This window comes from Nocardia sp. NPDC055321 (assembly GCF_053645575.1).
Genome location: NZ_JBSHMS010000001.1, coordinates 533,956 through 559,979 on the forward strand (window position 1 = coordinate 533,956; position 26,024 = coordinate 559,979).

Consider the following 26,024-nt stretch of genomic DNA (forward strand, 5'->3'; position numbering starts at 1 on the left):
TCGGTTACTGCTCGCCCCGCCCCCCCCCTATCGCGCGCCCCCGCGCCCCCCACCGGTTACCCGTGCCGGTTGGGGCCGCGCGGGCCGTTGTCGCCGCCGGGCGGGGGAGCGGTCAGGACAGGCGGACGTCCGCGGTGGCCAGTCCGAAGATCTTGCGGCCCGCGGACTTCGCGACGATCACCACGACCGCCGATCTGGTCTCCGGATCGAGCGACTTGATCCGGCCGGTGAACTCGACGGTGCCCGCCGAACCCGCTTCGATGACCGTGTAATTCGAGAGCCGGACCCCGTACCTGGTCATGGCGCCGGGGTCGCCGAGCCAGCCGGTGACGAATCCCGCGCCCAGGCCCATGGTGAGCATTCCGTGCGCGATCACGTCGGGCAGCCCGGCGAGGGTCGCGACGCCGTCGTGCCAGTGGATGGGGTTCGCGTCCCCGGACACGCCCGCGTAGTTCACCAGATCGCCGCGGGTCAGGCGGACGGTCCGCGTGGGCAGTTCGTCGCCGACGGCGACCTCGTCGAAGCGGAGCGTGGTCCGGGGTTCGCGGGTGCGCGAGATATCGGACAGTGCGGCAACGCCTTCCGCGGGCGGCGCGATCTCCTCGCCCCCGGTGACGCCGCCGGCCCGCGAGGCGGTGTCGAGCCCGGTCATGATGACCCGGTCGATGGTGTCGCTGACGTCGGTGTTGACGTCCTCACCGGTGAGCCCGACCACCGTGGTGTGCATGACCTGCGCGATGTCGCCGTCCCGGTCGAGGAACGTGTTGGTGATGGTGAGCAGATCCTTGCCGGCGATGCGCCGCACCGAGGACAGTTCGACATCGCTGATCAACCGGTCCCCGGCGAGCACGGGCCGGTGCATCTCGAAGACCTGATCCGTCTGCACGACCACGTCGTAGCCGTTCATGAGGGTGTCCAGCAGCCTGCGATTGGCCAGCATGGCGGTGGTCGAGATGAACGTGGTCGGCGCGATGAGACCGGTGTAGCCGAGTTCGGCCGCGGCGGCGTCGCTCCAGTGCGCGGGATTGAAATCCTGCACCGCGCGGGCGTACTCGCGGATCTTCTCCCGCCCGACCTCGTAAAAGTCCTCGACCCGGTAGCGATGTCCCACCAGCCCGGCCACGTCGAACGCTGCTTCCACCAAACTCCTCCTCCATCAGGATTGCCGTCACCCGTAACCGGAATCGCCCCAACCGGATTGGCGAGTGAAAACCCACCTTCTCACACGGGGTCCCGGCGCCGGTGCGATCCGGGGCATTCCTCGAGGCGTAAGGCGCTGACCAGCAACTCTTCTCCGGAGGGCGCGGGAATTCGGCGTGCGGGCGGGCCGTGCGAGGTCCTGAGATCAACGCCCGAAACCGGACTGTGTACAACTGACGCGAAGAACATCCGCGTTCGAGGACGCCAGCGCACCTACCGGAGGGATGATCGTGGCACGGAAAGTGGTCGTCAACATCATTGATGACTTCGACGGCGAATCGACGGCCGACGAGGCCGTCCTATTCTCTCTCGACGGCATCGACTACGAGATAGATCTGTCGAGCGAGAACGCGGCGGCGCTGCGCGAGGTGTACGCGCCGTGGATCGCCAGCGCGCGCAAGATTCGCGGCAGCACCCGCCGCAAGGCCGCGACGGCCACCCCCACCCGGTCGACGGCCGACCGGCAGGAGAGCACCGCGGCCCGCGAATGGGCACGCGCCCAGGGCCTGCCGATCTCCAGCCGCGGCCGGATTCCGGTCGAGGTGCTGGAGTCGTATCGGGCCGTCGCGAGTTGAGACACCCGGCGCGGTGACCCCCGGCCGCTGCTGGGCCGGGGGTCCCTGCGTGAAGCGAAACCCGAAGCGCCGCTACGTCACGGGTCGCCCGTGACCACCGCCGAGCGTCCGAGCTCGCTCGGCCATGCTCGCCAGGTGCGCACCGGCGGTGTGCGCCCGGCCACCGGCGGCGGCCATCGGTGCGGGCCCGGCCCCCGATCCGGTTCCACGCGTGCCGGATTGCGTCGCGGCCATCGAATAGCGTTCGTGCCCGCGAGATTTCGTGACCAGTGTCGCGAGACCACCCGCCGCGGCGGCGATCAGGAGCCCGATCGGCAGGGCCCACCATTTCGCGGCGGAGTCCGATCCGGTGCCGGCCGCGGGTCCGGTCGCCATCGAGTCACCGGGTGGGGCGCCCGGTGCGGAGACATCCAGCCCGCCCAGCTGTCCGGCGATCGCCGCGGGCACGGTGACGAAACCGTCCGCCTCGCTCCAGGAGATCTGCACCGGTTCACCGTTCTGCCCCGTGAAGCTCTGGCTGTACACACCGTTCGCGAGCGTGGTGTCGCTCGTCGGTGCGCCCAGCGCTCCGTCGGTCGCGTCCAGGTGTGACCACGCGGTACGGATCGGGCCGCGCACCAGCCACGCGCCGTTTTGCGGGCTCCACTGGATCGTGGCCCCGTCGGGTGCGGAGAACTCGCTGAAGCGCGCGGTGCCCGCGACCGCGACGTCCGACTCGTCGTTGGTGGGATAGCCGAGCCCGGCGTCCGCGCCGCCGAGGGCGAGGTACTTGTCCAGGATGGCGCCGTACATCACCCGCGCGCCGGTGTCGGGGGAGTAGATGATCTTGCCGCCCCGGTAGTCCTGCGCCGCACCGTCCGGCCCGAAAGCGTAGACGCCGCCGACCTTTTCACCGAGCGGCGTGGACGCCCCGCCCTTGTCCCGGTAGTGGTCGTCGATCGCCGATTCCGCGCCCGCGGGCTGCGCTCCCGCCGCCGGACCGACCAGTGCGCCGGCGCCGAGGATCAGCGCGGCGCAGGCCGCGGCCCCGGCGAACGACCTCCGCCACCCGGTCACGACGGCGCCCCCGTCTTCGGCCGCGTCACCAGTCCCAGCACCGCGGAGAACGCCGCGCCCACCGCGCCGCCGCCGGCGACCTGGGCGAGGATCTGACCGAAATCCAATCCGCTGCCGGTGGTGGATTCGATGATCGCGCCGGTGATTCCGCCACCGATCGCCCCGGCGAGGCCGTGGACGAGCGGCCCGAAGGGGCTGCGCGATCCACCGACTCCGCCGCCGACCGCACCGCCGAGCAAACCCAGCAGCCATTCCATGATTCCTCCTGGTTGTCAGCTGATCGGGAATGGAAAGCTATGCGCGCCTGTCGTTGTCGTCGATCCAGACCTCCGTGGCCTCGATGTGTCCCGCCGACCGGGCGCGTTCGCGCTCGGCGTCGGCCACGAGCCGTTCCTCGGTGATCGGCAAACTCTCGGCGCCCGCGTGGCCATAGGTCAGCGGGGTGTCCTCGTCCCGGACGCGCTGCGCCTGGGATGTGGCCACGCCCCGGCGCTGGCCGCCGCGGTAGTACGTGATCAGCGCCTGCTCGTCCTGCGGCTCGAGCATTCCGTCGTGTTCGAGGTGCGGCGCGGCGCGCACCTGCTCCCGGTCGGCCCGCACCCGCAGCGAGTTGTCGGCGGGCTGGTATTCGGCGCCCTCCAGCGGTGCCAGGGCCTGCTCGCCGCCCATCCCTGTGCCGATCGCCGCCCATGTCGCGGTCCCCGATTCGTTGTCGATGTAGAAGCCCTCGACCGGGCCGATCTCCGCGCCCGCCGCGTCCCGCGCGGTGCAGCCGATCAATGATTCCAGCGTCTTCGCCATGATTCGTCCTCCGGTTGGGCGGCGGTCCGGGGCGAGGTCGGCCCGGTCGGAGCGCCGCGTTGGAAACGATCCGGTGTCAGCGTGCTGCGATAACGCGCATACCCGGCCGGAATGCTGTCAAACATCCAGCTAACGCTTGCGGTGGGTTCGCGGGCGGGCGCCCCGGTCGGGATGCGAATTGGTTGCGAAGTCGATCTTTCCTGCCGAAACGGTGAAGTTCGTTCCGGCATCGGCCCTAAAATTGCCTATGCGGAAACTGATAGCTGCTCTGCCCCTCGTGTTCGTCCCGATACTCGTGGCCGGATGCAACTCGGGGCCCGGTTCTGTGAGCAAAAGTGACGTGGAATCCAAGACCGGTAGCGTATTCCACGATACGTCGCACGAAGACGCGAAATCCGTTGTGTGCGAAGGTGATCTGGACGCGAAGGTGGATGCCACCCAGAAGTGCGCCATCACGTCCGGCGACGGTCAGGTCTGGTCCGTCGTGGCCAAGGTGACCAAGGTGGAGGGCGATACCGCCTACTACGACCTCGACATCACGGACAAGTACGTCGCCCCCGACGACGTGGCCTCCAATGTTTCCAACTTCTACCAGGAACGAGTGGGGCTCGCCCCGCAGTCCTCGAGCTGTACCGGCCTCCTGCGCGGAGCGACCGGCACCAGCATTCGCTGCGTGGTAACCGAGAACGACGGCACCCGGTGGGGAGTCACCGCGACCACCACCAACGTCGAGGGCGATCAGGTCAACTACGACATGATCGTCGACGACCAGCCCCTGGCGGGCTAGCCGCCCGGCGGCAACCCGGCGCCCCTCGGGGCGCCGGGCTGCGTCGCGGCCGACCGAAACCCTGCTGCGCAAGCCTTCGGCAAGGTCTTGCGTGGTCTCCGCACCGGTCATATTCTGAACGCCATTCAGATTTAAGTATGGCAAACCTAAGTTCGATCCGATCGCGACGATCGCCGCCGCGGGGGAAGTGCTGAGGCAGGAGTGATATGACCGCATCACCGACATCGGCCGCCGCGCCCGGCGAGGTCCGGCCCGCGCCGCCGCCGGGACCCGGCGACCCCGAGCCCGCGAGCGCCGGCGCGCCGAATCCGGACGCGTCGGACACCAGGGCGCAGCAGCGGGCGGGCGCGCGGGCGCTGGCGGACCTCATGCGGCCGGTGTCCGCGCAGTTGGGCCTGGCCCGGCTGCTCGCGGTGGTGTCCGGCGCGCTCGCCGTCGTGCCGTACATCGCGCTCGTGCACATCGGCGACGTCCTGGTCACCGCCCATACCGCGGGTGTGGACGTGGACGGCGACGAGGTGTCGCGCTGGCTGCGAATTCTGCTCGGGGCCTTCGCGCTTCGGCTGGGCATCTATTTCGTCGCCCTGCTGGTCACCCACCTGGCCGACGCGCGGCTCGGGCACCTGATCCAGGAACGCATGGTGCGACGGTTCGCCCGGGTGCCGCTGGCGTGGTTCACCGCGACCAACTCCGGACGGGTGCGCAAGGCCCTGCAGGACGAGATCGGGACGATCCACCACCTCATCGCGCACCAGCCGGTGGACGGCACGAACGCCGTCGTCATGCCGGTGGCGCTGGCCGTCTACGCGTTCGTGATCGACTGGCGGCTCGGCCTGCTCTCGGTGGCGACGCTGCCGCTGTACGTCGGCGCGATGGCGTTGTCGATGCGCGGCATGGGCGCCAAGACCGTGGAAATGGATCGGCGCCTGTCCACCGTCTCCGCCCGCATGGTCGAGTTCGTCACCGGGATCTCGGTGGTCAAGGCGTTCGGCCGGGTAGGCAAGGCGCACCGCAGCTTTCAAGAGGCCGCAGACGATTTCAATCAGTTCTACCTGAAGTGGGTGCAGCCGCTCATTCGCGTATCCGCCCTGGGCACATCGTTTCTGGCCGTCCCGCTGGTGCTGCTGATCAACATCGGCGTCGGATCGGTACTGGTGCACGGCGGTTCGGTCACCGCGCCCGATGTCCTGGCCACCGCCCTCATCGCCCTGCTGATCCCGTACGCGCTCGAGGTGCTCATGAACTCGATGTGGGCCGAGCAGCTCGCCGGCGGCGCCGCGCTGCGGATCACCGACCTGCTCGAGACGCCGACGCTGGCCGACCTCGGCCCGGGAGCGGAGCCCGCGTCGAACGAGGTTGTCTTCGAGGGGGTTTCGTACTCGTACCGCTCCGGCGCGAACGCCGCGCTCGCGATCGACGACGTGAGCTTCACCCTGCGCGCGGGCACGGTCACCGCCCTCGTCGGTCCGTCCGGTTCCGGCAAGTCGACGATCGCGACGCTGCTGGCGCGCTTCGACGATCCGCGGTCCGGCGTCATCCGCATCGGCGGGGTCCCGGTCGGTGAGATCCCGGATCTGTACTCGCGCGTGGGATTCGTCCTGCAGGACCCCCAGTTGCTCGCGATCAGCATCCGCGACAACATCGCCCTCGGCCGCCCCGGCGCGACCGACGAACAGATCCGCGCCGCCGCCCGCGCCGCCCAGGTGCTCGACGAGATCGACGCGCTACCCGGCGGATTCGACACCGTCTACGGGAAGGACACCGGCCTGTCCGGCGGTCAGGCCCAGCGCATCTCGATCGCCCGGGCACTGCTGGTCGACGCGCCCATCCTCGTGCTGGACGAGGCCACCGCCCTCACCGACCCCGAATCCCAGCACGAGATCCAGCAGGCGCTCTCGGCGCTGGTCCGCGGCCGGACCGTCCTGCTGATCGCGCACCGCCCCGAGGTCATCAAGGGCGTCGATCAGATCGTGCTCATCGAACACGGCCGCATCCTCGCGACCGGGACGCACGACGAGCTGCTGAGCCAACCCGGATACGCGCGATTGTGGCGGTCGGACAACGGAACTCGACCCGCCGAAGGCCCGGCACCGACCACGGGAGACCCGCGATGAACCTGCCCCTGCTCGACATCGTCCCGCGCATGAGCCGGATGATCTCCCAACCCCGGCTGATGAAACCCGCGCTCGCCCTCAGCGTCGTGGCCGGACTGATCGAGGGCCTGGCCCTGGCCGCCCTGCTGCCCGCCATCAGCGCGCTCGCCGAGGACGCCCCCGTCTGGGGGCTCGGCCTGAGAGGTTGGCTGTGCGTGCTCGCGGTCCTGGCGACCGTGGGCTTCGCGGTCAACTACGCGCAGAGCCGCTCCACTTATGCTGTCGCCCTGGACTTTCTGCGCAGCATTCACCGGCTCACCGGTGACCAGGTCGCGAAGCAACCGCTGGGCTGGTTCGCCCGGCCGATCGCGGGCAAGCTCTCCCGGATGGTCTCCACCGAACTGATGTCGGCGGGGGAGATCTTCGCGCACATGCTCGGCCCGCTGGTCGCGCGGATCACCACCGCCGGGGTGATCATCGTCGCCGCGTGGCTGTGGCACCCGCTGCTCGGGCTGATCATCACCATCGCGGTGCCGGTGTTCGCGCTGATCACGTTGCTCTCCACCGATCTCATGCGGCGCGGCAAGGCCATCCACGAGCCCGCGGAGATCGAATTGGCGGGCCGGGTCGTGGAATACGCGCAGTGCCAGGGCGCCCTGCGCTCTAGCGGCCGCAGCACCGACTTCGCACCGCTGACCGAGGCGCTCGATCACGCGTACGCGGCCAAGAAGCGCGGACTCTGGCTCGAATCGGCGGGCATGCTGCTCAGCGGCATGATCACCCAGGGCGTGGTCGTCGCGCTGATCAGCGCCGCGGGCTCGCTGGCGGTCGCCGGAACCCTGGAACCCGTTCCCGCCCTTGCCTTCATCGGTCTGGCGCTGCGGTTCTCCTCCACGGTGTCGGCCATCACCGAGGCCGCCATCGCGCTGGAATCGCGGCGCCCGCTGCTCGACGCGCTGGACGAGGTGCTCACCGCCGAACCGCTACCCGAACCGGCCGCGCCCGCCGTGCTCACCGCGCCCGGCTCGGTCGAATTCGACGGTGTCACTTTCGGTTACGCGCCCGGCGCCGCACCGGCGTTGCGCGAGGTGTCGCTGCGCGTGCCCGCGAATTCCATGGTCGCGCTCGTCGGGCCGTCCGGCAGCGGCAAGACCACGATGGCGCGCCTGATCAGCCGGTTCTACGACGTCGACGCCGGTACGGTCCGGGTCGGCGGCGTCCCGGTCGCCGAGCAGAGCGGTGAGCAGTTGATGGCGCAGCTGTCCCTGGTGTTCCAGGACGTCTACCTCTTCGACGACACCCTCGCGGCCAATATCGCGGTCGGGCGCGAGGACGCCACCGAGGCCGAGATCCGCCGCGCGGGTGAACTGGCCGGGGTGCGCGAGATCGCCGAACGGCTGCCCGACGGCTGGGACTCGCGCGTCGGCGAGGGCGGGCGCGCGCTGTCCGGAGGTGAACGCCAGCGCGTGGCCATCGCGCGGGCGCTGCTCAAGCAGGCGCCGATCGTGCTGCTCGACGAGGCGACCTCGGCCCTGGACGTGGAGAACGAGGCGCACGTCGTCGCCGCGATCGAGCGGCTGCGCGAACGGGCGACGGTCATCGTCATCGCCCACCGCCTGGACACCATCGCCCGTGCCGACCTGATCGTCCAGCTCGACGGCGCCGGCGCCGTGGTCGCGCGGGGCACGCACGCCGAACTGCTGGCCGCCGGAGGCACATACGCCACATTCTGGGATCACCTGCACAGTGCGAAGGGTTGGCAACTCGCCAACCACTAGCCTGACATCCATGAGCGAACCCAGCGCGGAGCCCGTCGACCCAGCCGCCCCCGACCGGGCAGCCGGCGAGCTTCCGGCGTGAGCGCACCGCGCTGGGCCGCCGGCAAGAAGGTGGGCCGCAAGCCCGCCTTCGGCCGCGAAGATGTCGTCCGGGCCGCCATGGAGGAGGGCCTGGACACCTTCACCCTCGCCGCGATCGCCGAGCGGATCGGCGTCGGCGCACCCGCGATCTACCGCCTCTATCCCTCCCGCGACGACATCGTCGTGGCCTGCCTGGACGCCATCGCCGCCACGATCGCGCTGCCCGAGCCCGGCATGGATTGGCGGGAAACGTTGCGGCAGTGGGCGAACGAGTGCTGGCGCATGTGCGAGGAGAATCCCCGGCTGCCGCTGGTGGTCTACTCTTACGCACCGGCGTTCACCCGCATCACCGAGGTGCTCGAGGCGTACGGCGCGCATCTGGCCGGCCACGGCATCACCCCGGGGCAGACCAGTTTCGCGCTCGACTTCCTCGGCGACACCGTCTTCGCCTGCCACCTCGGTGTGCAGACCATGCGCACGACCGACCCCAGCGGCGCCACCGGCCTGGATCAGGTCCGCCGGGCGCTCGCGGACAAGTCGAGCATCCTGCAGCCGCAGGACTCGTGGCAGCAGCGCGGCCTGACCGATCTCAAGATCGAATTCATCATCACCGGGCTCGAACACAACTGGCCGGAGGCCTGACCGGCGCTGCCTCCACTCGTCACGGTGATCGGATGGCAAGCTGGGGTACATCCCGGTTCCGGCCACCTCGACGTTGCGGAGTTTCCGATGGACGATCGCGGCACGCTACTCACGACTGAATCACGTTCCCGCACAGGACGATCGGACGCCGAACCCGGGCGGACGAGCCGGCGGTGACCGACTTCGACATCGCGGGCTCCGAGACGCTGGCCGGGGAGCTGTGGCAGCGATTCCGCCGGGAGATACCCGCGTACGCCGATATCGACGAGGCCGACACCGTGCCGTCGCTCGCCGCGGCGCTGATGCGACTGGACTCGGCGGTGCGCGAGCGCCGCGAGCTGACCGAGCCGGAGATCGAGCAGTTCCACGAGTACGGCGCCATCCGCGCCCGGCTCGGCGTCCCCCTCGAGGCGGTGCTGCGCGGGTGGCAGATCATGATCGCCGAGATCATCGAACGCGTCGGGCGCAATCAGATCTGGGTCGACCGGCCCGGGTCGACGCTCATGAACGTGCTGGTCGCGCTGCTGCGGGTGTCCGACGCCGCGACCGTCGCGCTGAGCGCCGGACATCGCGACACCGCCGCGCAGATCCAGCGCCGGCGCGACGGCCTGCGCGACGATCTGATGCGGGGCATCCTGGCGGGCCGGTTCGGGATCGACGAGCTGCGCGGCCAGGCCCAGTACCTCGGGCTGCGGCTGGACCAGCGCTACGCGGCGTTCCGGGCCATCAGCACCGAACCCGAGCACACCGAATGGCGGATTCGGCAGCAGCCCGCGTGCCGCCCGCCGCAGGGGCTGACCGCGCTGCTCGACGGAGACGTCGTGGGATTCTTCAGCGGGCCCACGGGCCCGGAGGTCGACGACGAGTTCCTCGGGATCGGCCCCCGGGTCGAGCTCGACGAACTGCCCCGATCCATTCGCATCGCCGGCCGGGTCGCCGAGACCGCGCGACTGTTCGCCCGGCCCGGTCGGCACACCCTGATCGATCTCAGCATGCGGGCGGCGGTCGTGGGTGACGTCGAGGTCGGGGCGGCCCTGGCCGAGCGCTATCTCGAGTCCGTTCGTGACGACGACGCCTCACCGATCCTGGACACCGTCGAGTGCTATCTCTCGGCCGGGATGAACGCCTCCGAGACCGCGAATCGGATGTACCTGCACCACAACACCGTGCGCTATCGCCTGGCCCGGTTCGAGGAGCTGACCGGGGTGAGCCTGAAGGATCCCGAGATCGCCTTCCAGGTGTGGTGGGCCCTGCGCTACCGCGAACTCGGCTGGTCCCGACCCAATAACTGACAACCCCTCCGGCCGGACCTTGTCAGTTATTACGAGTGCCGCGGGCTCGAATCCGGGTTTCCTTGAACGTAGCTGTTCAGAAACGGACAACCGATCACCGGTTACCGACTCGGAAAGAGCGATGAATGATCGACAAGCCGACGCTGCACCAGGCCTTCGAAACCGCGATCGACATGGCAGTCCGGGCACCGTCGATCCACAACACCCAGCCGTGGCGCTGGCGCGTCAGCGACGACGCGGTGTATCTGTACGCCGACACCTCCCGGCACCTGCCGGCCACCGACCCGACCGGGCGCGCCCTGGTCATGAGTTGCGGGGCCGCGCTGCATCATCTGCGGGTCACACTGTCGATGCTCGGCCGGCACGCCGAGGTGCGCTACGTTCCCGACCCCGGGGATCCCGATCTGCTGGCCGTGGTCACGGCGGTGCCCCGCGCGGCGACCGCCACCGATATCGAGCTGGCCGCGGCCATCATGCACCGCCAGTCGGATCGGCGGAGCTATGACGATCGCCCGGTGAGCCCGGCCCTGCTGCGCGAGATCAGCTCGGTGGCTCCCGCGTTCGGCGCCGCCGCGCGGCTGGTGCCCCCGCAGTTGCGGTGCGCGCTGTCCGAGGCCACGCACACCGCCGTCGCCCGGCACGCCCGCGACGGCGCCTACCAGCGCGAGATCACCATCTGGAGCGGCAGGCACGGCGCCGCCGACGGCGTACCCGCCGCCAACACCCCGCCCGTCCGCGAGGATGGTGAGATCCTGTTGCGCGCGTTCGCCGATCCCGAGCTGGCCGATCCCGCCGACGTGGTCGACGGCGCGCAATGGTTCGTGGTCGGTACCCCCGCCGACGACATCCAGGCCCGGGTGCGCGCGGGCGAGGCCGTGTCCGCGGTGCTGCTGACCGCGACCCGCCTGGGCCTGGCCAGCTGTATCCAGTCCGAGCCCCTCGGGATCCTCGAACTGGGTGTGGCCCTGCGCTCGGAGGTCCTGCACGACTGCGCGTTCGCCCAGACGATGATCCGGATCGGCTGGGCGCCCCGCACGGCCGCCCCGCTCCCGTTCACCCCGCGCCGCGCGATCGCCGAGGTGGTCGAGGAGGGCGCGGTGGCTTCCTAGGCCGGGCGGCGCGGTAGCCCGCGCGGCGGTGCCGGGGGAGAATGCGGGAATGGAAGGGCACCGGGGGCTCGAGCGGCTGGTCAACTTCAGCGACGCGGTGGTGGCGATCGCGGCGACCCTGCTGGTGTTGCCGCTGGTCGACGTGGTGAAGGACGCGGGGGACACCGGGTTGCGCGAGCTGCTCGCCGACCATCGCAGCGATCTGGTGGCGTTCGTGGTGAGTTTCGCGGTGATCTACCGGCTCTGGCTGCTGCACCACGGGCTGTATCGCACGCTTCGCGGCTACAACGGGGCGCTGCTGTGGACGAACCTGCTGTGGTTGATGAGCATCGTGTTCCTGCCCGTGCCGACCGAATTGATCTCCTCCGGCACCGGTTTCGGCCGGGACGCGATAGCGCTGTACCTCGGCACCATCGCGGTCTCGTTGCTGGCGTTGCTGATTCAGCGCTGTGTGATCGCCGCGTCCCCGGCGCTGCGCGCGGACGTGACCGACCCGTCGGTGCAATCCTCGGCGGTCGCCGCCGCGACGGCGGTCGTCGCGTTCCTGCTGGGCCTGGCGTTCCCGCAGATCGGTCTGTGGTTCCTGCTGCTGTTCGTGGTGAGCGGCCCGATCGGGACCGTGATCGAACATCGCCGACGCTCGCCCGCCGCCGCCCCGGAGAGCTGAGAATCGTGCCCGGGCGCGCGAATTGCCGCTGGACACAGCGTGTTCCCGACGCTTCGGCGGGGCCGAGCCCGACGGTAGGCCGCCGCGATCTGTCGGCGGCCGCTGACATGCTGGCCCCATGGCAACCTGGGATCAATTCGCGAGTGAGGCACCCGACCTGGCGGCGCGGGTGCGGGAGCGGTTCGAGGCGCACAAGACCCATGTGCTGGCGACCCTGCGGCGGGACGGCGCGCCGCGGGTCAGCGGCTCGGAGGTGGAGTTCCTCGGGGCGGACCTGATGTTCGGCTCGATGCCCGGCGCGGTGAAAGCCGCCGACCTGCGGCGCGACGGCCGCTGCGCGATACACGCCCACCCCGGTGACGGTGACGCGAAGGTGATGGGCGTCGCGGTCGAGATCATCGGTCCCGCGAAGGCGGCCTTCGGTTCTCCGCCGGGTGTCCACGACTACCGCCTCGACCTGACCGGCGTGGTCTTCACCCGTGTCGACGAGGTCACCGAACTCCTTGTGATCGAGCACTGGCGGCCGGGCCGGGGTGTGGACGTCAGCCGGCGTGCATGAGTCGAGCGGCGCCCGGGTGAGCGGGCGCCGCCGGAATCGGACGCGGAGGTCCGGCCGTTCAGTCCGCCGTGGCTGAAGTAGCTTGGCGCGCCGTGTATTTCCGGAACAGGAAGAAGTACAGGCGCACGTACTGGCCGACCAGGATCGCGTTGATGATCGTGCCCTCGCGGATGAAGTGCGGTGCGCCGAGCAGGACCAGGCCGATCGTCGCGGAGAGGGCGAGCAGGGTGCAGTCGAAGGCCGTCTTGATGTTTCCCCATTTCCAGCCGGTCCGGTTCGCGATGGTGTTGACGAACAGGTCGATCGGCATGAGGACCAGATTCGCGCGGATCATCAGGAACAGCCCGAGCGCGAGCAGCGCGTCGGCGAAGACCAGCAGCGCGACCTTCGCCGGATACGGGCCGATGTGAATCCAGCCGGTCAGCGCGAGATTGACATCCAGGAGCAGGGCCAGGACCAGGGCCGGGATGATCGAGAGCAGATGGCCGGTCTTGAAGGCGCGCGGCCAGACCAGGAAGGTCAGCCCGAGCATGATGAGTTCGAGGATGAGGTTGACATTGCCCTGGGTGAGTCCGGGGAAGACCAGCGTCATGGTTCGAGTCAGGCTGCTCTGCGGCGAGATTCCTATCCCCGCCCGGATGGCCAGGCTCAGCCCCAGCGTCAGTACGTAGATTCCGGCGACGTAGGTGATCCAGCGGCGCACCTTGTTGCCGGTATCGGCGACTTCCGTGTCGGTGTCGTGCAGCATTGCGGTCGCATTCCCTCGTTCGTGTCGTCGCGACGAGTTGTCTTGTGGTCTAGAGGATCTCGGCACCCGCGTGCTACTTCATGAAACCGAATCGGTCCAGCGAGATGAACAGGGTGAGCAGCTTGTTGACGACCGGTTCGCCCTCGTTCTCGTTCCCGAGTCCGGCCAGCGCGTCGTCGATCGCACGGGTCGCGCCGACGAGTTCGGCGAGGTCCATATCGGCCATCACGCCGTAGAACTCGAGCGGCAGCGCGGCTCTGCGCTGCCCGCCGGCGGTCACCACGCATCCGCCGACCAGGGCGTCGAGTTGCCCTAGACTGCGCAGCATTTCGGCGCTGTCGTCACCGACCACCACGAAGTACGAGGTTGGCGCCGGCCAGCAGACGGAGACCGCGCCGTCCGTGATCGAGACGCCCTGGAACAGCCCGTTGACGACGTGCCGCTCGCCCTCGGCGTACCGCTGCACCACCGAGATGCGGTTCAGTCGCACGCCGTCGTGTTCGGGCACCACTCGCCCGTCGCGGAACGGCACCCAGATCTCCCGCGCGAACGCGAGATGCCCGCGCCCGTACACGTCGAAGAGCAGGACTTTGGCCAGGTCACCGTCGGCCGAGAGTTCGATCGGGGTGAGGTCGAGGTGCTCGGCGCGCAGGCCGTCGAGGCCGGGGACGGGATCCTTGGCCAGGGCCGAGTAGTCGATGGCGACCGGGTCGATGAGCTTGCGGTCCTTGGCGACCAGCCGCCCGCCCTTGAACACGTAGCGCGGATCGATCCTGGAGAGACTGTCGGTCAGGACGATGTCGGCGAATCGTCCGGGGCTGAGCGAGCCGAGGTCGCGGTCCCGATGAAATGAGCGCGCGGTGTACAGCGTGCCCATCTTGATCGCCTGGATGGGTGGCATTCCCATGTCGATCGCCAGGGAGATGACCCAGTCGATATGCCCCTGCCGCAGGATTCGGTCCACCGAGATGTTGTCCGCGCAGAGTTGGAAGTTCTCGGCGGGCCAGCGGCGTTTCACGATGGCGCGCAACATCGTTCGAATGACCTCCGGGCTGCCGACTCCGAATTTGATCTGGGTGTTCAAGCCGTAGCGCAGGCTCTTCTCGATGTCGTCCTCGTTCCAGACATCGTGGTTGTTGTCGACGCCGATCGCGGGCATGTAGTTCAGCAGCGTGTCCGAGAGCGCGGTGACGCCCCAGTGGCAGTTCACGACACCCGCGTTCGCGCGGCCCAGCGCCGATTTGCGGAAGTCGTCGGCGTTGCCGGTCATGTAGGACAGGTGCGCCAGTTCGCCGAGTCCGATCACGGGATCCATGCCGAGCATCGCCTCGGTGACCTCGGGTGAGGTTTTCTTGCCCGGGGCGAAGGCGTAGAGCCGGTACGGCAGTTTGTCGTGGTCGGCGAAGAGGACTTTCACCGCGTCCAGCGCCTCGTCGCCCGCCGCGCTGGCGAAGTCGAGCGTTTCGCCGAACACGGTGGTCGTTCCGCTCGGCACGATGGCTTCGCCGAAGGCCGCGGGGTGGGCGAGCTGGGATTCGAAATGCAGGTGGGCGTCGATCAGGCCCGGAATAGCGTAAAGGCCCTCGCCGTCGAAGGTTTCGCGGAATCGGACGATCGATTCGTCGGGATTCGTGGCGATGATGCGCTGTCCGTGGATGAGCAGCGAGCCCGGATACACCGATTCGGTGTGCACGTCGACGATATGGATATCGCGCAGCAGCAGATCGGCCGCGCGCTCGCCGGTGAGAATGCCGAAGATCGTTCGAACGTGTTCGTCGTGTGCGGAAACGACCGTGGCGGAAGGCGATCGGTCGTCGGTCTGCGAATCGAATGGGGGCATGGCGGATCCTCACCTCGGAGCTCACGTACTTGCAGGTCGGGAGGGTGATTCGACTGGCTTCTCGACCTGTTTCGATAGAACTCGATGGCGACCGTTGCTGACAAGCATTCGTTTTCGCGCAACCTGTACTCTATTTTCGAACGGTATGTCTGGGAGGTAACGCGATGCTCCACTCGCGAATGCTGCACTACATCGACGAGGTGGCGCGGCTGGGCTCCATTCGGGCGGCCGGCGCCGAACTCCACGTCGCGCCGTCGGCGATCAACCGCCAAATCCTGCTCCTGGAAGCCGAACTCGGTCAGCCGCTGTTCGAGCGGCTACCCCGGGGCATGCGCCCGACCCCGGCCGGGGAAGCGCTGCTGGCGCACATCCGGCTGACGCTGCGGCAGTATCGCGAGACGGTCGCGGACATTCGCGATCTGCACGCGCTCGGCACGGGCGAGGTCGTGATCGCCACCATGACCGGTCTGGCCAGCGGCCTGGTCGCCACCGCCGCGGCCGCGTTCCACTTCCGGCATCCGCAGATCCGGATCTCGATCCGCACGATGACGACGCTCGAGGTCCTGCGCGCGGTGGAGAACAGCGAAGCCGATATCGGGCTCGCGTTCAACGTCCCGTCCTCGACGCGGATCGAGGTGTGCTGGCAGATGAACACCAAGCTGGGAGTCGTTGTCTCGCAACATCATCCGCTGGTCGGCATGGACACGGTCACCCTGGCTCGCTGCACCCCGTTTCCGCTGATCTTCGCGGACCGGTCGATGGTCATCCACGGCATCGTCGCCGAGGCGTTCGCCAAGGCCGGTCTCGACGTGCAGCCCGCGTTCCACACCAACTCCATCGAGACGATGAAGCATCTCGCGATGTCCGGCGACGCGATCGCTTTCCTCAGTGAGTTCGACATCGCCGAAGAGCTCCGGGACGGCCGGTTGGTCTACCGGCCGGTGCGAGACGCGTTCAGCAACAACATGGTTTCGCTCGTCCGGCGCGAGAAGCATGCGCACGGCCTGGCCAGCGTGCTGCTCGTCGACGAGATCGTGAGCGGGCTCCGTCCCGCGGAGCCGAGCTCCGACTAGGTTTCGGCCCGTATCCCGTCCCGGCCGGGTTGTTCTTGCTTGACAAGATGTTGGGTTTTTACAACACTGTGTTGTGTGAGTCCTGTCAGAAGGGGAGAAACCCTACCGATCTACAACCGGATCGCGGTGCTGCGAGCGGTGCACAAGATGAGCCGGGCGGCGCTGGCCGACGCGGTCAACGTGAACGTGCAGACCATCGGTGCGCTGGAACGGGGCGATCACTACCCGAGCCTGGATCTCGCGATGCGGATCTGCGAGGTGTTCGAACTGCCGATCGAGGCCGTGTTCGCGCGGTCGGAGTTCACGCCGCTCGCGGCCGAGATGTACACGAAAGGACGGCCATGACCACCATGACCAACGACCTGATCGATCGGTACCGGGATTATCGGTTGCGGCGCTGGCTGATTCAGGAGCAACGGCTGTCCGGCATGCTGCCCGGCTGGCGGACCAGGTCGCGCCGGCGCGCGCTGGTCGTGACGGTGGCGTCCGCGATCGCGGTCATGTTCGTCGCGGGCCTGCTGTGCGCCTTCGATGTGCGCCCCGCGGCGCTGGCCCTGCTGCCCGCCACGGTGGTCTTCATCCCGGCGTGGGGCATGCTGCGGATCGTGTCGCAGGTACAGGACTCCGCGCCCAGCGCGACCCTGGACGAGCTGGAGATCTCCCAGCGCGACACGGCTCGTTCCATTGGCCTGACGGTCACCCAGACCCTGGCCCTGCCGCCGGTGTTCTACCTGATCTTCGTGTCGTCGCTGGTCCCGGACGTAAACAGCTTCCAGTCGGCTTACGCCGGCGGTGTCATGGTGCTGGCGACCCTGCTCGCCGGCGGCTGCACGCCGGGGATGGTCCTGGCGTGGAATCGCCAGGATCCCGAACCCGAAGCCTGACAAAGGAACAGGTCACTCTTCGCCGGAAAACCCACGGCCCGCACATCATTCGGTGTGCGGGCCGCTTCGTGTCGTGCGGGCCCGGTTCGGCCGTGGCCCGCGGTCACGATCCGGAGTTCGAGGGTGGTCCGGTGCAGGGTTCCTATTCCGGAGAGTTGATGCGGTCGATGTCGAAGTGCTTTCCCCACCAGGTGGGAATATCTTTTCCGATCTTGTGAAGCAGCCTTGCCCTGGAGCGGTATTCACTCATCGAAGGCGCCGCACCGGCGAACCAGTCTGTTACCGAACCCCATCCGATCTGCGCGGGAATGGCGCCATCGATAATCCAGACGGGCGGGTTCGGGTCGTGGAGGTCGTTCCCATCTATGACGTTGTAGAGGTATGCCTGGTGTTCGACGAGGACGAGCATGCCAGCCGAGTCGACCAACTCGACCAACTCGACGTCCTGTCCCGGACGGGCGGTCGTCGCCGACTTCTTGGATGCCGCGCCAACCCTGGTGATGCCGAACAAGCTTCCGCGAAGCCATATCCCGGGGTTCGAGCCCAGCAGGCGCATGATCTCCCGGACGCTCGCGGGAAGTGCGTTGCAGCCCTGTGAGGCGGCCCAGTCGTTGATCTGTTCGTCTGTCGCCGGGGCTACGGATTCTGGTCTCCAGCCGGCAGCGGCGGTTCGATCGAAGATCGTGCGTACGTCGAGGATCGCTCGTCGGTCAGCTTCGGATGTCATCGGTTGATGTGCCGACTACGGTTCGGTGCGGGCCACGGCGCCGACTTCCAACGCCGCCCACACCGCACCGTCGGGGCCGACGGTGATGCCGTGTGGCTCGGATCCTGCTGTGGGCAGGTCATATTCGGTGATTACACCGGTTGGGGTGATCCGTCCGAGGCGGTTGGCTCCCCACTCCGTGAACCAGCAGTCGCCGGAGTCCAGCGCGGTGACGGCGTGGGGTTTGGCCGTCGGATCGGGTAGGGGGAACATCCGTATCGTGCCGGTGGGATCGATGGCGCCGACCCGGCCGGCGGCTATGTCGGCGAACCATACCGAATCGGGACCGCGAGTGATTCCGACCGGCGCGCCCTGGCCGGGCAGCGGGTGCAGGGTGATGTTGCCCGCGAGATCGATGCGTCCGATCGCGTTGGCCTGGTTGAGGGTGAACCACAGTGCGCCGTCGGGACCCTCGGTGATCATGGACGGGAACCCGCCGCGGGCGGGAAGGTCGAAATGGGTCAGCCGACCGTCGGGGGTGACGCGGCCGATCCGGTCGGTGTTCATCTCGGTGAACCACATCGCCCCGTCCGGTCCGGCGCAGATTCCGAACGGGCCGGCGCCCGGCGCCACGCTGAACGCCGTGGCGACACCGTCGGTGGTGATGCGCCCGATGTGATCGTCACCAGTTCGGGCGAACCACAGTGCGTCATCCACGCCGGTGGCGATGACGGTCGGCCGCGAGCCGGCGGAGCCGGTCGGATAACGGACGAGGGTGCCATCGACGGTCATTCGTGCGATCTCGCCGCTGTGGGCCAGGGTGAGCCACAGCGCGCCGTCCGGGCCCGTGGTAATTCCGTAGGGACCGGCCTCGGCGTCCGCCACCACGAACTCCCGGATGATGGTGCTGTCGGTCTTCTTCACGTGCGGCATCCCTTCCCCGGCTTTGTCATTCGTCATCGATCGGCAGTCTGGCGTACCCGCTCGATGATGATCAAAGCAGGGTGCGCCCGACCGGGAGACGCCCTGATCACAGCTCGATCGGGCGGTAGGCGAGTGCCTCGTCGACGATCGAGGCGGCTGTGAGGTCGTCGTGCCGGGGGTGGTAGATCAGGTCGGCCGCGCGGGGGTGGGGGACGTTGGTCGTGAAAACCAGGAGGTAATAGTCGGTTTCGTCGTCGGCGGCCAGGATTCGTTCGACCACGGCAACGAGGTCGGAGCGGGTGATCCCGGGGAAGCGGGGGTGGGACGGACGGGCGGCCTCGCGGGCGAAATCGTCGAGATCCCGAGAACCGTGATACTCGGTGAAATCGAGGAACGTGTAGGTGTGACCGGTGGCGGCGTTGAACGCGGCCACCGCCTCCTCGGCGGGACCGCCCGCGCGGATCAGGGTCGCGATTCGCTCGATCTCGGCGCCTATCTCGGTGAGACGCCGACGGTCCACGACGGGTGGTATCAGCTCAGGGCGCAGGTCCATGCCGGGCATTCTGCGCTGCTTCGCGGAGTAGCCGTGCTGTCGGCTTCGACCCGCTGACCTGGGCTCGGCGAACCTCCCACGATCGCTGAGAATATTAGAAGATCAAAGCCTATCCTTCTCATCCGCCGCCGTGTTAGAACTATCGCCAACGGCAGGAGGCGGTTGTGAAACGTCCGTATCGACTGATCATCTGGGGTCCCGGCGACATGGGCGGGCGGGCCCTGCGCACCGCGCTGGAATCGCCCGATTTCGAGGTCGTGGGGGTGAAGGTGTTCAGCCCGCACAAACACGGTCGCGACATCGGCGAGCTGGCCGGGCTGCCGCCGGTGGGTGTCACCGCCACCACCTCGAAGGCGGAAATCCTTGCCCTGGAAGCGGATTGCGTCGTGCACACGCCGACCACCCCGGCACTGGTCCAGGGTGCGGACGCCGACGTGCTCGACCTGCTGCGTTCCGGAAAGAACGTGGTCTCCGCGGCGTCGTACCACAACCCCGCCATGGCCACCTGGCTGTCCGAATCACGTTCTCCGCTAGAAGTATTGGGAACCGTCTCGCGAATGCGGGTCACCGGCGACGCGTTCGGACCGCAGCTACCCAAGGCCCTGGCAGCATTGCGAACCGTTATGCGAGTGGTTGATTCGAGCCCGGTACGGCCGGCGCGACCACTGCTCGACCGGCTCGCCGAGCCGCTGGTGGACCGCGCCATCCCGCGCCGGGCCTCGGGCGCACGGCTCCACGAGGCGTGCGTACGCGGGGGAGTCTCGCTGCACGGCACCGGATTACACCCCGGCCTGATGGTCGAACAGGTGCTGTTGCGCCTGGCCGGCCTGCTGGACGAGGTCCGCGAGGTGAAATTCCTCGAGGTCGGCGACCTGTCCGCGGCGCCGGACGGCATGTGGGGTGGTTTGGCCAGCCTCGGTTTCGGCATGCCGCTGGACGCGGTCGACTCCGATCACGCCATCGCGCTCATGCAGCACTTCTACTTCGACGCGGTGCTCGCCGCCGTCGCGCACTCCCTGTTCGGCGCGAGCGCCGACGAGGTCCGGGTGGAACGGCACGTCTACCCCGTGCCCGCGCGGACCCGGGTGGAAGCGGGCGGCAGCGTGATCGAGCCGGGAACGGTCGGCGCGATCCACATGAGCTACCGCGGCTACCTCGGCGACCGGTTGTTCATGACGAATGCCGAATGCTGGCACGTGGGTCCGGGCAACGCCCACCTCGGCCCCGATCATCCCGCCAGCCTGTCCGGCGGACACGTCATCACCCTCGACGGCGACCCCGCCCGCATCGAGATGCGCAACGAACTGGACGCGGACTCCTACGACGGCGACTGGTCGGCGGTCACCGACATCTCGGTCAAAGCGATGCTCGACGTCATCCCCGACCTGTGTGCCGCGCCGCCGGGCATCGTCATGCCGGACCTGAGCCCCCGACTCCGTGTGGAGACACCATGATCACGCCCATCGCGGTGCTCGGCACCGGACCGATCGCCGACCGCTTCTCTCGAAACCCGGATGTCCTTGTCACCGAACCGGATTCGTCCGAGGTGGTGATCCACCTGACCTCCGATGTCGATGAGATCATCGCCCAGCTCGAGGCGGGCCGTGACGTGATCACCGCGCTCGCGTTACGGGCGCTGCCGCTGGACGAGATGCGCCGGGCCTGCCGGGCGGGCGGATCCACGCTGCATGCCACCGGCGGCTTCGGATCCGCGGTCGCGGCGCGGCTGACGCGTTCGCTCGCGGCCGCCGCCCGCGAGATCACCAGGATCGAACTGGTCGAGGAGATCGACCTGCCCGGAGACCTTGTGTTCCCGTGGAACACCGTGCCCGAAGACGCGTTGCCCGCGTTCTACGCCGATGGTCTGGACGTGCTGGACGAGGCGGCGTTCGGATACGAACGGTTCGAATCCGCGACCGTCGTATCCACCGACTCCGGCGCACTGCACTCCTTGGGAGATCGAACCGCCTACCGCTCGATTCGCACGCACGGCACCGCCACCGTGCCGCTGCGCTACCGGCTGATCATCGCCACCGCCGCTGGAACATCTACCGCCACTGTCGATTTCCACCCCGCCGACGGCCTGCACCCGGCCGACCATCTCACCTACCGTGAGCTGGCCGCCGCGATCGGCCCGATCCGGGAGAGCCGGGCCGGCATCGCCCGCCGCGACCTCGCCATCACCTATTTGGCCGCGGACGACCGAGTGCGCTGACACCGGGCGCCGGTGCGACCGCGCGTCCCGATCCGGCCCCGGTTTCCTTCCGTCGTTCAAGATCGGTAACCTCTCGTGAGAGGATTGGAACACAATCTTCTCATCTTTTCACGAGAGGTACTGACGATGACCGCAGCCGTCGACTCGATCCGGCACCAGCCGGCCACAACCTGCCGCTACGGCACCGTGGACGACTTCGACATCGAGGACTTCTTCGACGGCATCTCCACGCTCCTCGGCGGTATGGCCAACGTGGTGCTGCAGCTGAGCCTCCAGCCCGTCGCCTACGGGGTCATGGAGAGCACGGTCGAAAGCGGCCGCGCGGATATCCACCCGTGGAAGCGGCTGCGGACCACCCTCACCTACATCGCCGTCGCGCTCATGGGCTCCGAGGACGAGCGCCACGCCTACCGCATGGAGGTCGACCGCAGCCATCGCTCGATTCGCTCGGCCCCCGGCGCCGAATCCAAGTACAACGCCTTCGACCCGAAACTGCAGCTGTGGGTCGCCGGTTGCCTGTACTGGGGAATGGCGGATCTCCATGAGCGCATGCACGGTTCGCTCGATGCGGACACCGCGGACGTGTTCTATCAGTACTGCGCGAGGCTCGGCACCACCCTGCAGATGCGGCCCGACATGTGGCCCGCCGACCGGGCCGCCTTCGAGGAGTACTGGAACACCAACCTGGCAGCTCACACCATCGACGACCGCACCCGTGACTACTTCAACCTGCTCATCGATCTGAAGGTGAGCAAGCTTCCCATCCGTCCGCTCCTGGCCCCCGTGCACCGGTTCATCGTCACCGGCCTGCTGCCCCCGCAGATTCGGGAACAGCTGGGAATGTCCTGGAGCGATGCCGACGAACAACTCCTCACCCGAGCGCTGCGGATGATCGGGACCGCCCACGGCACGCTCCCGCGGACCGCCCGGCTGTTCCCCATGAACGCCCTCATGGCCGACATGCGCCGCCGCCGGCGCGCGGGCACGTCGATGCTGTGATCGACGCGATGGCCGGGGGCCGCGAGGCGCAACAGCGGCGGGTGCTGACCGCCGCCTGTGAAGTGTTCGGCCGCCGCGGGTTTCACGCGGCGCAGATGTCGGAGATCGCGGTCCGCGCCGGAATCAGCAAACCGATCGTGTACAAACACTTTCCGAGCAAGGCCGACCTGTATTCGGTGGTGCTGCAGGTACACGTGGATCGGCTGGTGTCCGAGGTCCGGCAGGCCGTGGATGCCCGAACCGACGGCCTCGGCCGAGCGCGCGCGGCGGTAGGGGTCTACTTCGATTTCGTCGAACACGACCCCGACAGCTTCCGAATGATCTTCGATACCGAGTTGCAGCACGATCCCGCCGTGCGCGGCTGCACGGATCGCGCGATCGACGACTGCGTGCACGCGGTAGCCGGTTTTCTGGCCCGCGACCCCCACACCGACCTCGATCAGGCTCGCCTGGTCGCGGCCGGCCTGATGGGCATCTGCCGCTTCACCGCCCAGCACTGGGTGGACGGTGGGTGCCGGGTCCCGAAAGAACACGCGATCGCGACAGCCGTGACGCTGTGTGTACGAGGAATATCCGCGTCCTCGCGCCCGCGCTGAGCGTGGTCCGTGCAATAGCCCCGCCGCGTCAGCAGATCGGAACCGTGCCCGGCGGGGTCGGGCGGCCCGAGCTGATCGTGCACAGCGACTTCCGGAACAGATCCGCGCCGTTCTGGGCCGAACCGCTCGCCACGGACCCGTTGAGCACCGCGGTGGCGGAACCGCTCGATCCTTCGCCGGCGACCGCCGACCGGTGGACGGACGCCGCGCCATCCGCGTTCTCGATCAGCGTCAGGGGTGCGGCCGCAGCGGGTCCCATTCCCGCGAACAACGCGCCGGCCACCCCGGCCGCGGCTACGACATAACGCATGGGAGAAGACCTTTCCGGAGGCGAAGGCCGGACGCGCCGCCGGCCACGCGAGAACTGTAAATGGTGACGTTTCACAGCGGGTCCGTTCGAACCGATCGCGCGCGCCCCCAATTCCATTGCCTTGCAATCGAATCAGTTCGTCAGCGTTTGCGGCCCGTGCAGATGTGGGACTTCGCCTGCTCGACCTGTTCGTCGGTCAACGGCGGCACGGTCAGTGGTCTGCGCGGGGTCGCGTCGGCGCGGATCCCGTTGAGGATGACGGCCTCGTAGCGCTTCCAGAGGTCGGGGTTCACGGGTCGGGCGAACTCGGCCAGGGAATCGACCATGTGGACGAGGGCGAAGATGTCCGAGGGCTCGATCTCGGGTTGGATCACGCCCGCCGCGCGGGCGCGATCGACCACCGCCGAGATCACCGGCTTGATGCGATTGCGCATCTCGGCCAGGTCGTCGAGATCGTTATCGAGTTCCAGCATCACTTCGCTGAGACCGCGGTTGGTCGCCAGGTGCGTGCACGCGTATTCGAAGAACTGCACCAGCCCCTCCCAGGGATCGGGGTGGGCGGCCGCGGTCTCGGCGGCGATCGCGAACTCGCCGACATTCGCCGCGAAGACCTCGGCGATCAATTCGTCCTTGCCGGTGAAGCGGCGGTAGACCGTCCCGATTCCCACGCCCGCGCGCTCGGCCACGTCGTCGAGGGAGATCTCCAGTCCGCGATCGGCGAAGAGCTCGCGGGCCGCCTCGACGATCCGGCGCTGATTGCGGGCCGCGTCGGCGCGCAAACGCCGAGGTGGGGACCCGGTAGTGGTGTGGTTCACAAGTGCCTCCCGATGAGACGCGCGAGACTAAGTGGAGGACTCACCTCCGTTATGGTGCTAGCTTACTCGATAAGCGGAGTATCGCCCTCCGCATCATGCTTCGACACCAAGGGGACTCATGACAACCACGTACGACCGTGGGGCACCCGCCCCCGAGAAGACGGATTCGGGCCGCCGCGGCTCGCATGCTCTGCGCTGGTGGGTGCTCGCCGTTCTGGGCGTCGCACAGCTCATGGTGGTACTCGACGCGACCGTCGTGAATATCGCGCTGCCCGCGGCACAGGCGGACCTCGGCTTCGGCGACGGCGACCGGCAATGGGTGGTCACCGGCTACGCGCTGGCCTTCGGCAGCCTCCTGCTGCTGGGCGGTCGCCTCAGCGACCTGTTCGGCCGCCGCAACACCTTCATCGTCGGCCTCGTCGGTTTCGCGGTCACCTCCGCCATCGGCGGCGCCGCCACCAGCTTCGAGATGCTGGTCGCCGCACGCGTCGGCCAGGGCGTGTTCGGCGCGCTGCTCGCGCCCGCGGCCCTGTCGCTGCTGAGCGTCACCTTCACCGAACCGTCCGAGCGGGCAAAGGCTTTCGGCATCTTCGGCGCGGTCGCCGGCGCCGGTGGCGCCATCGGCCTGCTGCTGGGCGGCATGCTCACCGAATGGGCGTCGTGGCGCTGGGTGATGTTCGTCAACCTCGCCTTCGCCGCCGTCGCGCTGATCGGCGCGATACTGCTGCTGGCCAAGCACACGGTCACCGAACGCCCCAAGCTCGACATCCCGGGCACCCTCGTGGTCACCGCCGCGCTGTTCGGCATCGTCTACGGCTTCTCGCACGCCGAGTCGACCAGCTGGACCAACCCGGTCACCCTGGGCTTCCTGATCGGCGGCGCGGTTCTGCTCGCGGTCTTCGTGTGGCTGGAGACCCGGGCCGCGAATCCGCTACTGCCCCTGCGCATCGTGCTCGACCGCACCCGCGGCGGCTCGTACCTGACGGTGTTCGTCATGGGCATCGGCATGTTCGCGATCTTCCTGTTCCTGACCTACTACATGCAGCTGAGCATGGGCTACTCGCCGATCAAGACCGGCCTGGCCTTCCTGCCGATGGTCGCGGGCATGGTCATCTCCTCGACCACCGTGCCCTCGCTGGTGCTACCCAAGCTCGGCCCGAAGATCGTGGTGAGCGCGGGCTTCCTGATCGCCGCGGCGGGCATGGGCCTGCTGACCCAGATCAGCCTGGACAGCTCCTACGTCGCCAATATCCTTCCGGCACTGGTGCTCATGGGCCTCGGCCTCGGTGGCGCGATGTCGACCGCCTTCCAGGGCGCGACCTCGGGCGTGTACCACGAGGACGCGGGCGTCGCCTCGGCGATGGTCAACACCAGCCAGCAGGTCGGCGGCTCGATCGGCACCGCGCTGCTGAGCACCATCGCCGCCTCGGCCGCGACCGACTACCTCGGTTCGCATCAGCCCAGCGCGCTGGTCGCGGCGCAGGCCCAGATCGAGAGCTATACCACCAGCTTCTGGTGGGCCACCGCGATTTTCGTGGCGGGCGCGGTCCTGACCGGGATCCTGATGCCCAACACGGTTCCGGCGCCCGCGGAAGGGGAACCGGTGCTCGCGCACTGATTTCCGGAACGAATCCCACGGCGCCCGCGTCAACGATGACGCGGGCGCTGTGCTGTGCGCAGACCGCTACCTCGACGGCCGATAACCTGCTTCGGCACGATCG

28 protein-coding genes are annotated in these 26,024 nt (G+C 68.4%); 17 read left to right on the top strand and 11 right to left on the bottom strand.

Annotated features, from left to right (window positions below; genetic code table 11):
* Window positions 1-112: 112 nt before the first annotated feature.
* Window positions 113-1,144 (bottom strand): fused (3R)-hydroxyacyl-ACP dehydratase subunits HadA/HadB, encoded by a 1,032-nt coding sequence (locus tag ACWIGI_RS02425; RefSeq protein ID WP_454200538.1) that lies wholly within the window; start codon window positions 1,142-1,144, stop codon window positions 113-115.
* A 280-nt stretch (window positions 1,145-1,424) separates the two neighbouring features.
* Between ACWIGI_RS02425 and ACWIGI_RS02430 the strand changes: the two genes are divergently transcribed.
* Window positions 1,425-1,775 carry a histone-like nucleoid-structuring protein Lsr2 gene (locus ACWIGI_RS02430; protein WP_454200539.1) on the top strand — a complete coding sequence of 117 codons (351 nt, stop codon included), beginning with the start codon at window positions 1,425-1,427 and terminating at the stop codon, window positions 1,773-1,775.
* Window positions 1,776-1,847: 72 nt separating this feature from the next.
* On the opposite strand, the gene ACWIGI_RS02435 is transcribed toward ACWIGI_RS02430, so the two are convergent.
* From ACWIGI_RS02435 to ACWIGI_RS02445, 3 genes are read right to left on the bottom strand one after another with little or no spacing between them, the layout of a single operon-like run.
* Complete coding sequence (locus ACWIGI_RS02435) at window positions 1,848-2,831, bottom strand: LGFP repeat-containing protein (protein WP_454200540.1); 984 nt, start codon at window positions 2,829-2,831, stop codon at window positions 1,848-1,850.
* The gene (locus ACWIGI_RS02440) at window positions 2,828-3,088 is read right to left on the bottom strand and encodes a hypothetical protein (RefSeq protein ID WP_454200541.1); all 261 of its coding nucleotides are present in this window, start codon (window positions 3,086-3,088) and stop codon (window positions 2,828-2,830) included. Before ACWIGI_RS02440 ends, ACWIGI_RS02435 begins: the two co-directional genes overlap by 4 nt.
* 37 nt (window positions 3,089-3,125) lie before the next feature.
* Window positions 3,126-3,632, bottom strand: coding sequence for a PRC-barrel domain-containing protein (locus ACWIGI_RS02445; protein WP_454200542.1), 507 nt, complete (start codon window positions 3,630-3,632; stop codon window positions 3,126-3,128).
* A 247-nt stretch (window positions 3,633-3,879) separates the two neighbouring features.
* Between ACWIGI_RS02445 and ACWIGI_RS02450 the strand changes: the two genes are divergently transcribed.
* The 8 genes from ACWIGI_RS02450 (at window position 3,880) to ACWIGI_RS02485 (ending at window position 12,640) form a co-directional block, all read left to right on the top strand.
* Complete coding sequence (locus ACWIGI_RS02450) at window positions 3,880-4,419, top strand: DUF4333 domain-containing protein (RefSeq protein ID WP_454200543.1); 540 nt, start codon at window positions 3,880-3,882, stop codon at window positions 4,417-4,419.
* Window positions 4,420-4,625: 206 nt separating this feature from the next.
* On the top strand, window positions 4,626-6,533 hold the full coding sequence (locus ACWIGI_RS02455) for an ABC transporter ATP-binding protein (RefSeq protein WP_454200544.1): 1,908 nt from the start codon (window positions 4,626-4,628) through the stop codon (window positions 6,531-6,533).
* Complete coding sequence (locus ACWIGI_RS02460) at window positions 6,530-8,290, top strand: ABC transporter ATP-binding protein (RefSeq protein ID WP_454200545.1); 1,761 nt, start codon at window positions 6,530-6,532, stop codon at window positions 8,288-8,290. The genes ACWIGI_RS02455 and ACWIGI_RS02460 overlap by 4 nt, the downstream gene beginning before the upstream one ends.
* A gap of 78 nt (window positions 8,291-8,368) precedes the next feature.
* Window positions 8,369-9,013 (top strand): TetR/AcrR family transcriptional regulator, encoded by a 645-nt coding sequence (locus ACWIGI_RS02465; protein ID WP_454200546.1) that lies wholly within the window; start codon window positions 8,369-8,371, stop codon window positions 9,011-9,013.
* Window positions 9,014-9,186: 173 nt separating this feature from the next.
* Window positions 9,187-10,305, top strand: a complete 1,119-nt coding sequence (locus ACWIGI_RS02470) for a PucR family transcriptional regulator (RefSeq protein ID WP_454200547.1) — start codon at window positions 9,187-9,189, stop codon at window positions 10,303-10,305.
* 125 nt (window positions 10,306-10,430) lie between these two features.
* The gene (locus ACWIGI_RS02475) at window positions 10,431-11,414 is read left to right on the top strand and encodes an Acg family FMN-binding oxidoreductase (RefSeq protein ID WP_454200548.1); all 984 of its coding nucleotides are present in this window, start codon (window positions 10,431-10,433) and stop codon (window positions 11,412-11,414) included.
* A gap of 49 nt (window positions 11,415-11,463) precedes the next feature.
* A complete protein-coding gene (locus ACWIGI_RS02480) occupies window positions 11,464-12,081 on the top strand; it encodes a TMEM175 family protein (RefSeq protein WP_454200549.1) in 618 nt (205 codons plus the stop codon).
* A 118-nt stretch (window positions 12,082-12,199) separates the two neighbouring features.
* Window positions 12,200-12,640, top strand: coding sequence for a pyridoxamine 5'-phosphate oxidase family protein (locus ACWIGI_RS02485; RefSeq protein WP_454200550.1), 441 nt, complete (start codon window positions 12,200-12,202; stop codon window positions 12,638-12,640).
* Between the two features lie 58 nt (window positions 12,641-12,698).
* On the opposite strand, the gene ACWIGI_RS02490 is transcribed toward ACWIGI_RS02485, so the two are convergent.
* Both ACWIGI_RS02490 and ACWIGI_RS02495 read right to left on the bottom strand, forming a co-directional pair.
* Window positions 12,699-13,388 (bottom strand): YczE/YyaS/YitT family protein, encoded by a 690-nt coding sequence (locus tag ACWIGI_RS02490; RefSeq protein ID WP_454200551.1) that lies wholly within the window; start codon window positions 13,386-13,388, stop codon window positions 12,699-12,701.
* A 73-nt stretch (window positions 13,389-13,461) separates the two neighbouring features.
* Window positions 13,462-15,228: an adenine deaminase C-terminal domain-containing protein gene (locus ACWIGI_RS02495; RefSeq protein WP_454200552.1), complete on the bottom strand. Its 1,767-nt coding sequence runs from the start codon at window positions 15,226-15,228 to the stop codon at window positions 13,462-13,464.
* Between the two features lie 164 nt (window positions 15,229-15,392).
* Here ACWIGI_RS02495 and ACWIGI_RS02500 point away from each other — a divergent pair, with 164 nt between their 5' ends.
* From ACWIGI_RS02500 to ACWIGI_RS02510, 3 genes are all read left to right on the top strand, one after another.
* A complete protein-coding gene (locus ACWIGI_RS02500; RefSeq protein ID WP_454200553.1) occupies window positions 15,393-16,301 on the top strand; it encodes a LysR family transcriptional regulator in 909 nt (302 codons plus the stop codon).
* A 75-nt stretch (window positions 16,302-16,376) separates the two neighbouring features.
* Complete coding sequence (locus ACWIGI_RS02505) at window positions 16,377-16,646, top strand: helix-turn-helix transcriptional regulator (RefSeq protein ID WP_454200554.1); 270 nt, start codon at window positions 16,377-16,379, stop codon at window positions 16,644-16,646.
* Window positions 16,643-17,185, top strand: a complete 543-nt coding sequence (locus ACWIGI_RS02510; RefSeq protein WP_454200555.1) for a hypothetical protein — start codon at window positions 16,643-16,645, stop codon at window positions 17,183-17,185. Before ACWIGI_RS02505 ends, ACWIGI_RS02510 begins: the two co-directional genes overlap by 4 nt.
* A 142-nt stretch (window positions 17,186-17,327) precedes the next feature.
* Here ACWIGI_RS02510 and ACWIGI_RS02515 read toward each other — a convergent pair whose 3' ends face one another.
* The 3 genes from ACWIGI_RS02515 to ACWIGI_RS02525 form a co-directional block, all read right to left on the bottom strand.
* Window positions 17,328-17,912, bottom strand: a complete 585-nt coding sequence (locus ACWIGI_RS02515; RefSeq protein WP_454200556.1) for a hypothetical protein — start codon at window positions 17,910-17,912, stop codon at window positions 17,328-17,330.
* A gap of 15 nt (window positions 17,913-17,927) precedes the next feature.
* Complete coding sequence (locus ACWIGI_RS02520) at window positions 17,928-18,824, bottom strand: virginiamycin B lyase family protein (protein ID WP_454200600.1); 897 nt, start codon at window positions 18,822-18,824, stop codon at window positions 17,928-17,930.
* Between the two features lie 97 nt (window positions 18,825-18,921).
* Window positions 18,922-19,368, bottom strand: coding sequence for a hypothetical protein (locus ACWIGI_RS02525; RefSeq protein WP_454200557.1), 447 nt, complete (start codon window positions 19,366-19,368; stop codon window positions 18,922-18,924).
* A gap of 164 nt (window positions 19,369-19,532) precedes the next feature.
* Between ACWIGI_RS02525 and ACWIGI_RS02530 the strand changes: the two genes are divergently transcribed.
* From ACWIGI_RS02530 to ACWIGI_RS02545, 4 genes are all read left to right on the top strand, one after another.
* Window positions 19,533-20,822 (top strand): hypothetical protein, encoded by a 1,290-nt coding sequence (locus ACWIGI_RS02530; protein ID WP_454200558.1) that lies wholly within the window; start codon window positions 19,533-19,535, stop codon window positions 20,820-20,822.
* Window positions 20,819-21,583, top strand: coding sequence for a hypothetical protein (locus ACWIGI_RS02535; RefSeq protein WP_454200559.1), 765 nt, complete (start codon window positions 20,819-20,821; stop codon window positions 21,581-21,583). The genes ACWIGI_RS02530 and ACWIGI_RS02535 overlap by 4 nt, the downstream gene beginning before the upstream one ends.
* Window positions 21,584-21,709: 126 nt before the next feature.
* Window positions 21,710-22,582: an oxygenase MpaB family protein gene (locus ACWIGI_RS02540; RefSeq protein WP_454200560.1), complete on the top strand. Its 873-nt coding sequence runs from the start codon at window positions 21,710-21,712 to the stop codon at window positions 22,580-22,582.
* Entirely contained in the window at window positions 22,579-23,178 is a 600-nt protein-coding gene (locus tag ACWIGI_RS02545) for a TetR/AcrR family transcriptional regulator (RefSeq protein WP_454200561.1), read from the top strand. Before ACWIGI_RS02540 ends, ACWIGI_RS02545 begins: the two co-directional genes overlap by 4 nt.
* A gap of 28 nt (window positions 23,179-23,206) precedes the next feature.
* Here the strand turns inward: ACWIGI_RS02545 and ACWIGI_RS02550 are convergent, their stop codons facing one another.
* Together ACWIGI_RS02550 and ACWIGI_RS02555 are read right to left on the bottom strand one after the other, a co-directional pair.
* Window positions 23,207-23,488 (bottom strand): hypothetical protein, encoded by a 282-nt coding sequence (locus ACWIGI_RS02550; protein WP_454200562.1) that lies wholly within the window; start codon window positions 23,486-23,488, stop codon window positions 23,207-23,209.
* 140 nt (window positions 23,489-23,628) lie between these two features.
* Window positions 23,629-24,303, bottom strand: a complete 675-nt coding sequence (locus ACWIGI_RS02555) for a TetR/AcrR family transcriptional regulator (protein WP_454200563.1) — start codon at window positions 24,301-24,303, stop codon at window positions 23,629-23,631.
* A 118-nt stretch (window positions 24,304-24,421) separates the two neighbouring features.
* Between ACWIGI_RS02555 and ACWIGI_RS02560 the strand changes: the two genes are divergently transcribed.
* The gene (locus ACWIGI_RS02560; RefSeq protein WP_454200564.1) at window positions 24,422-25,921 is read left to right on the top strand and encodes an MFS transporter; all 1,500 of its coding nucleotides are present in this window, start codon (window positions 24,422-24,424) and stop codon (window positions 25,919-25,921) included.
* Window positions 25,922-26,024 lie beyond the last annotated feature (103 nt).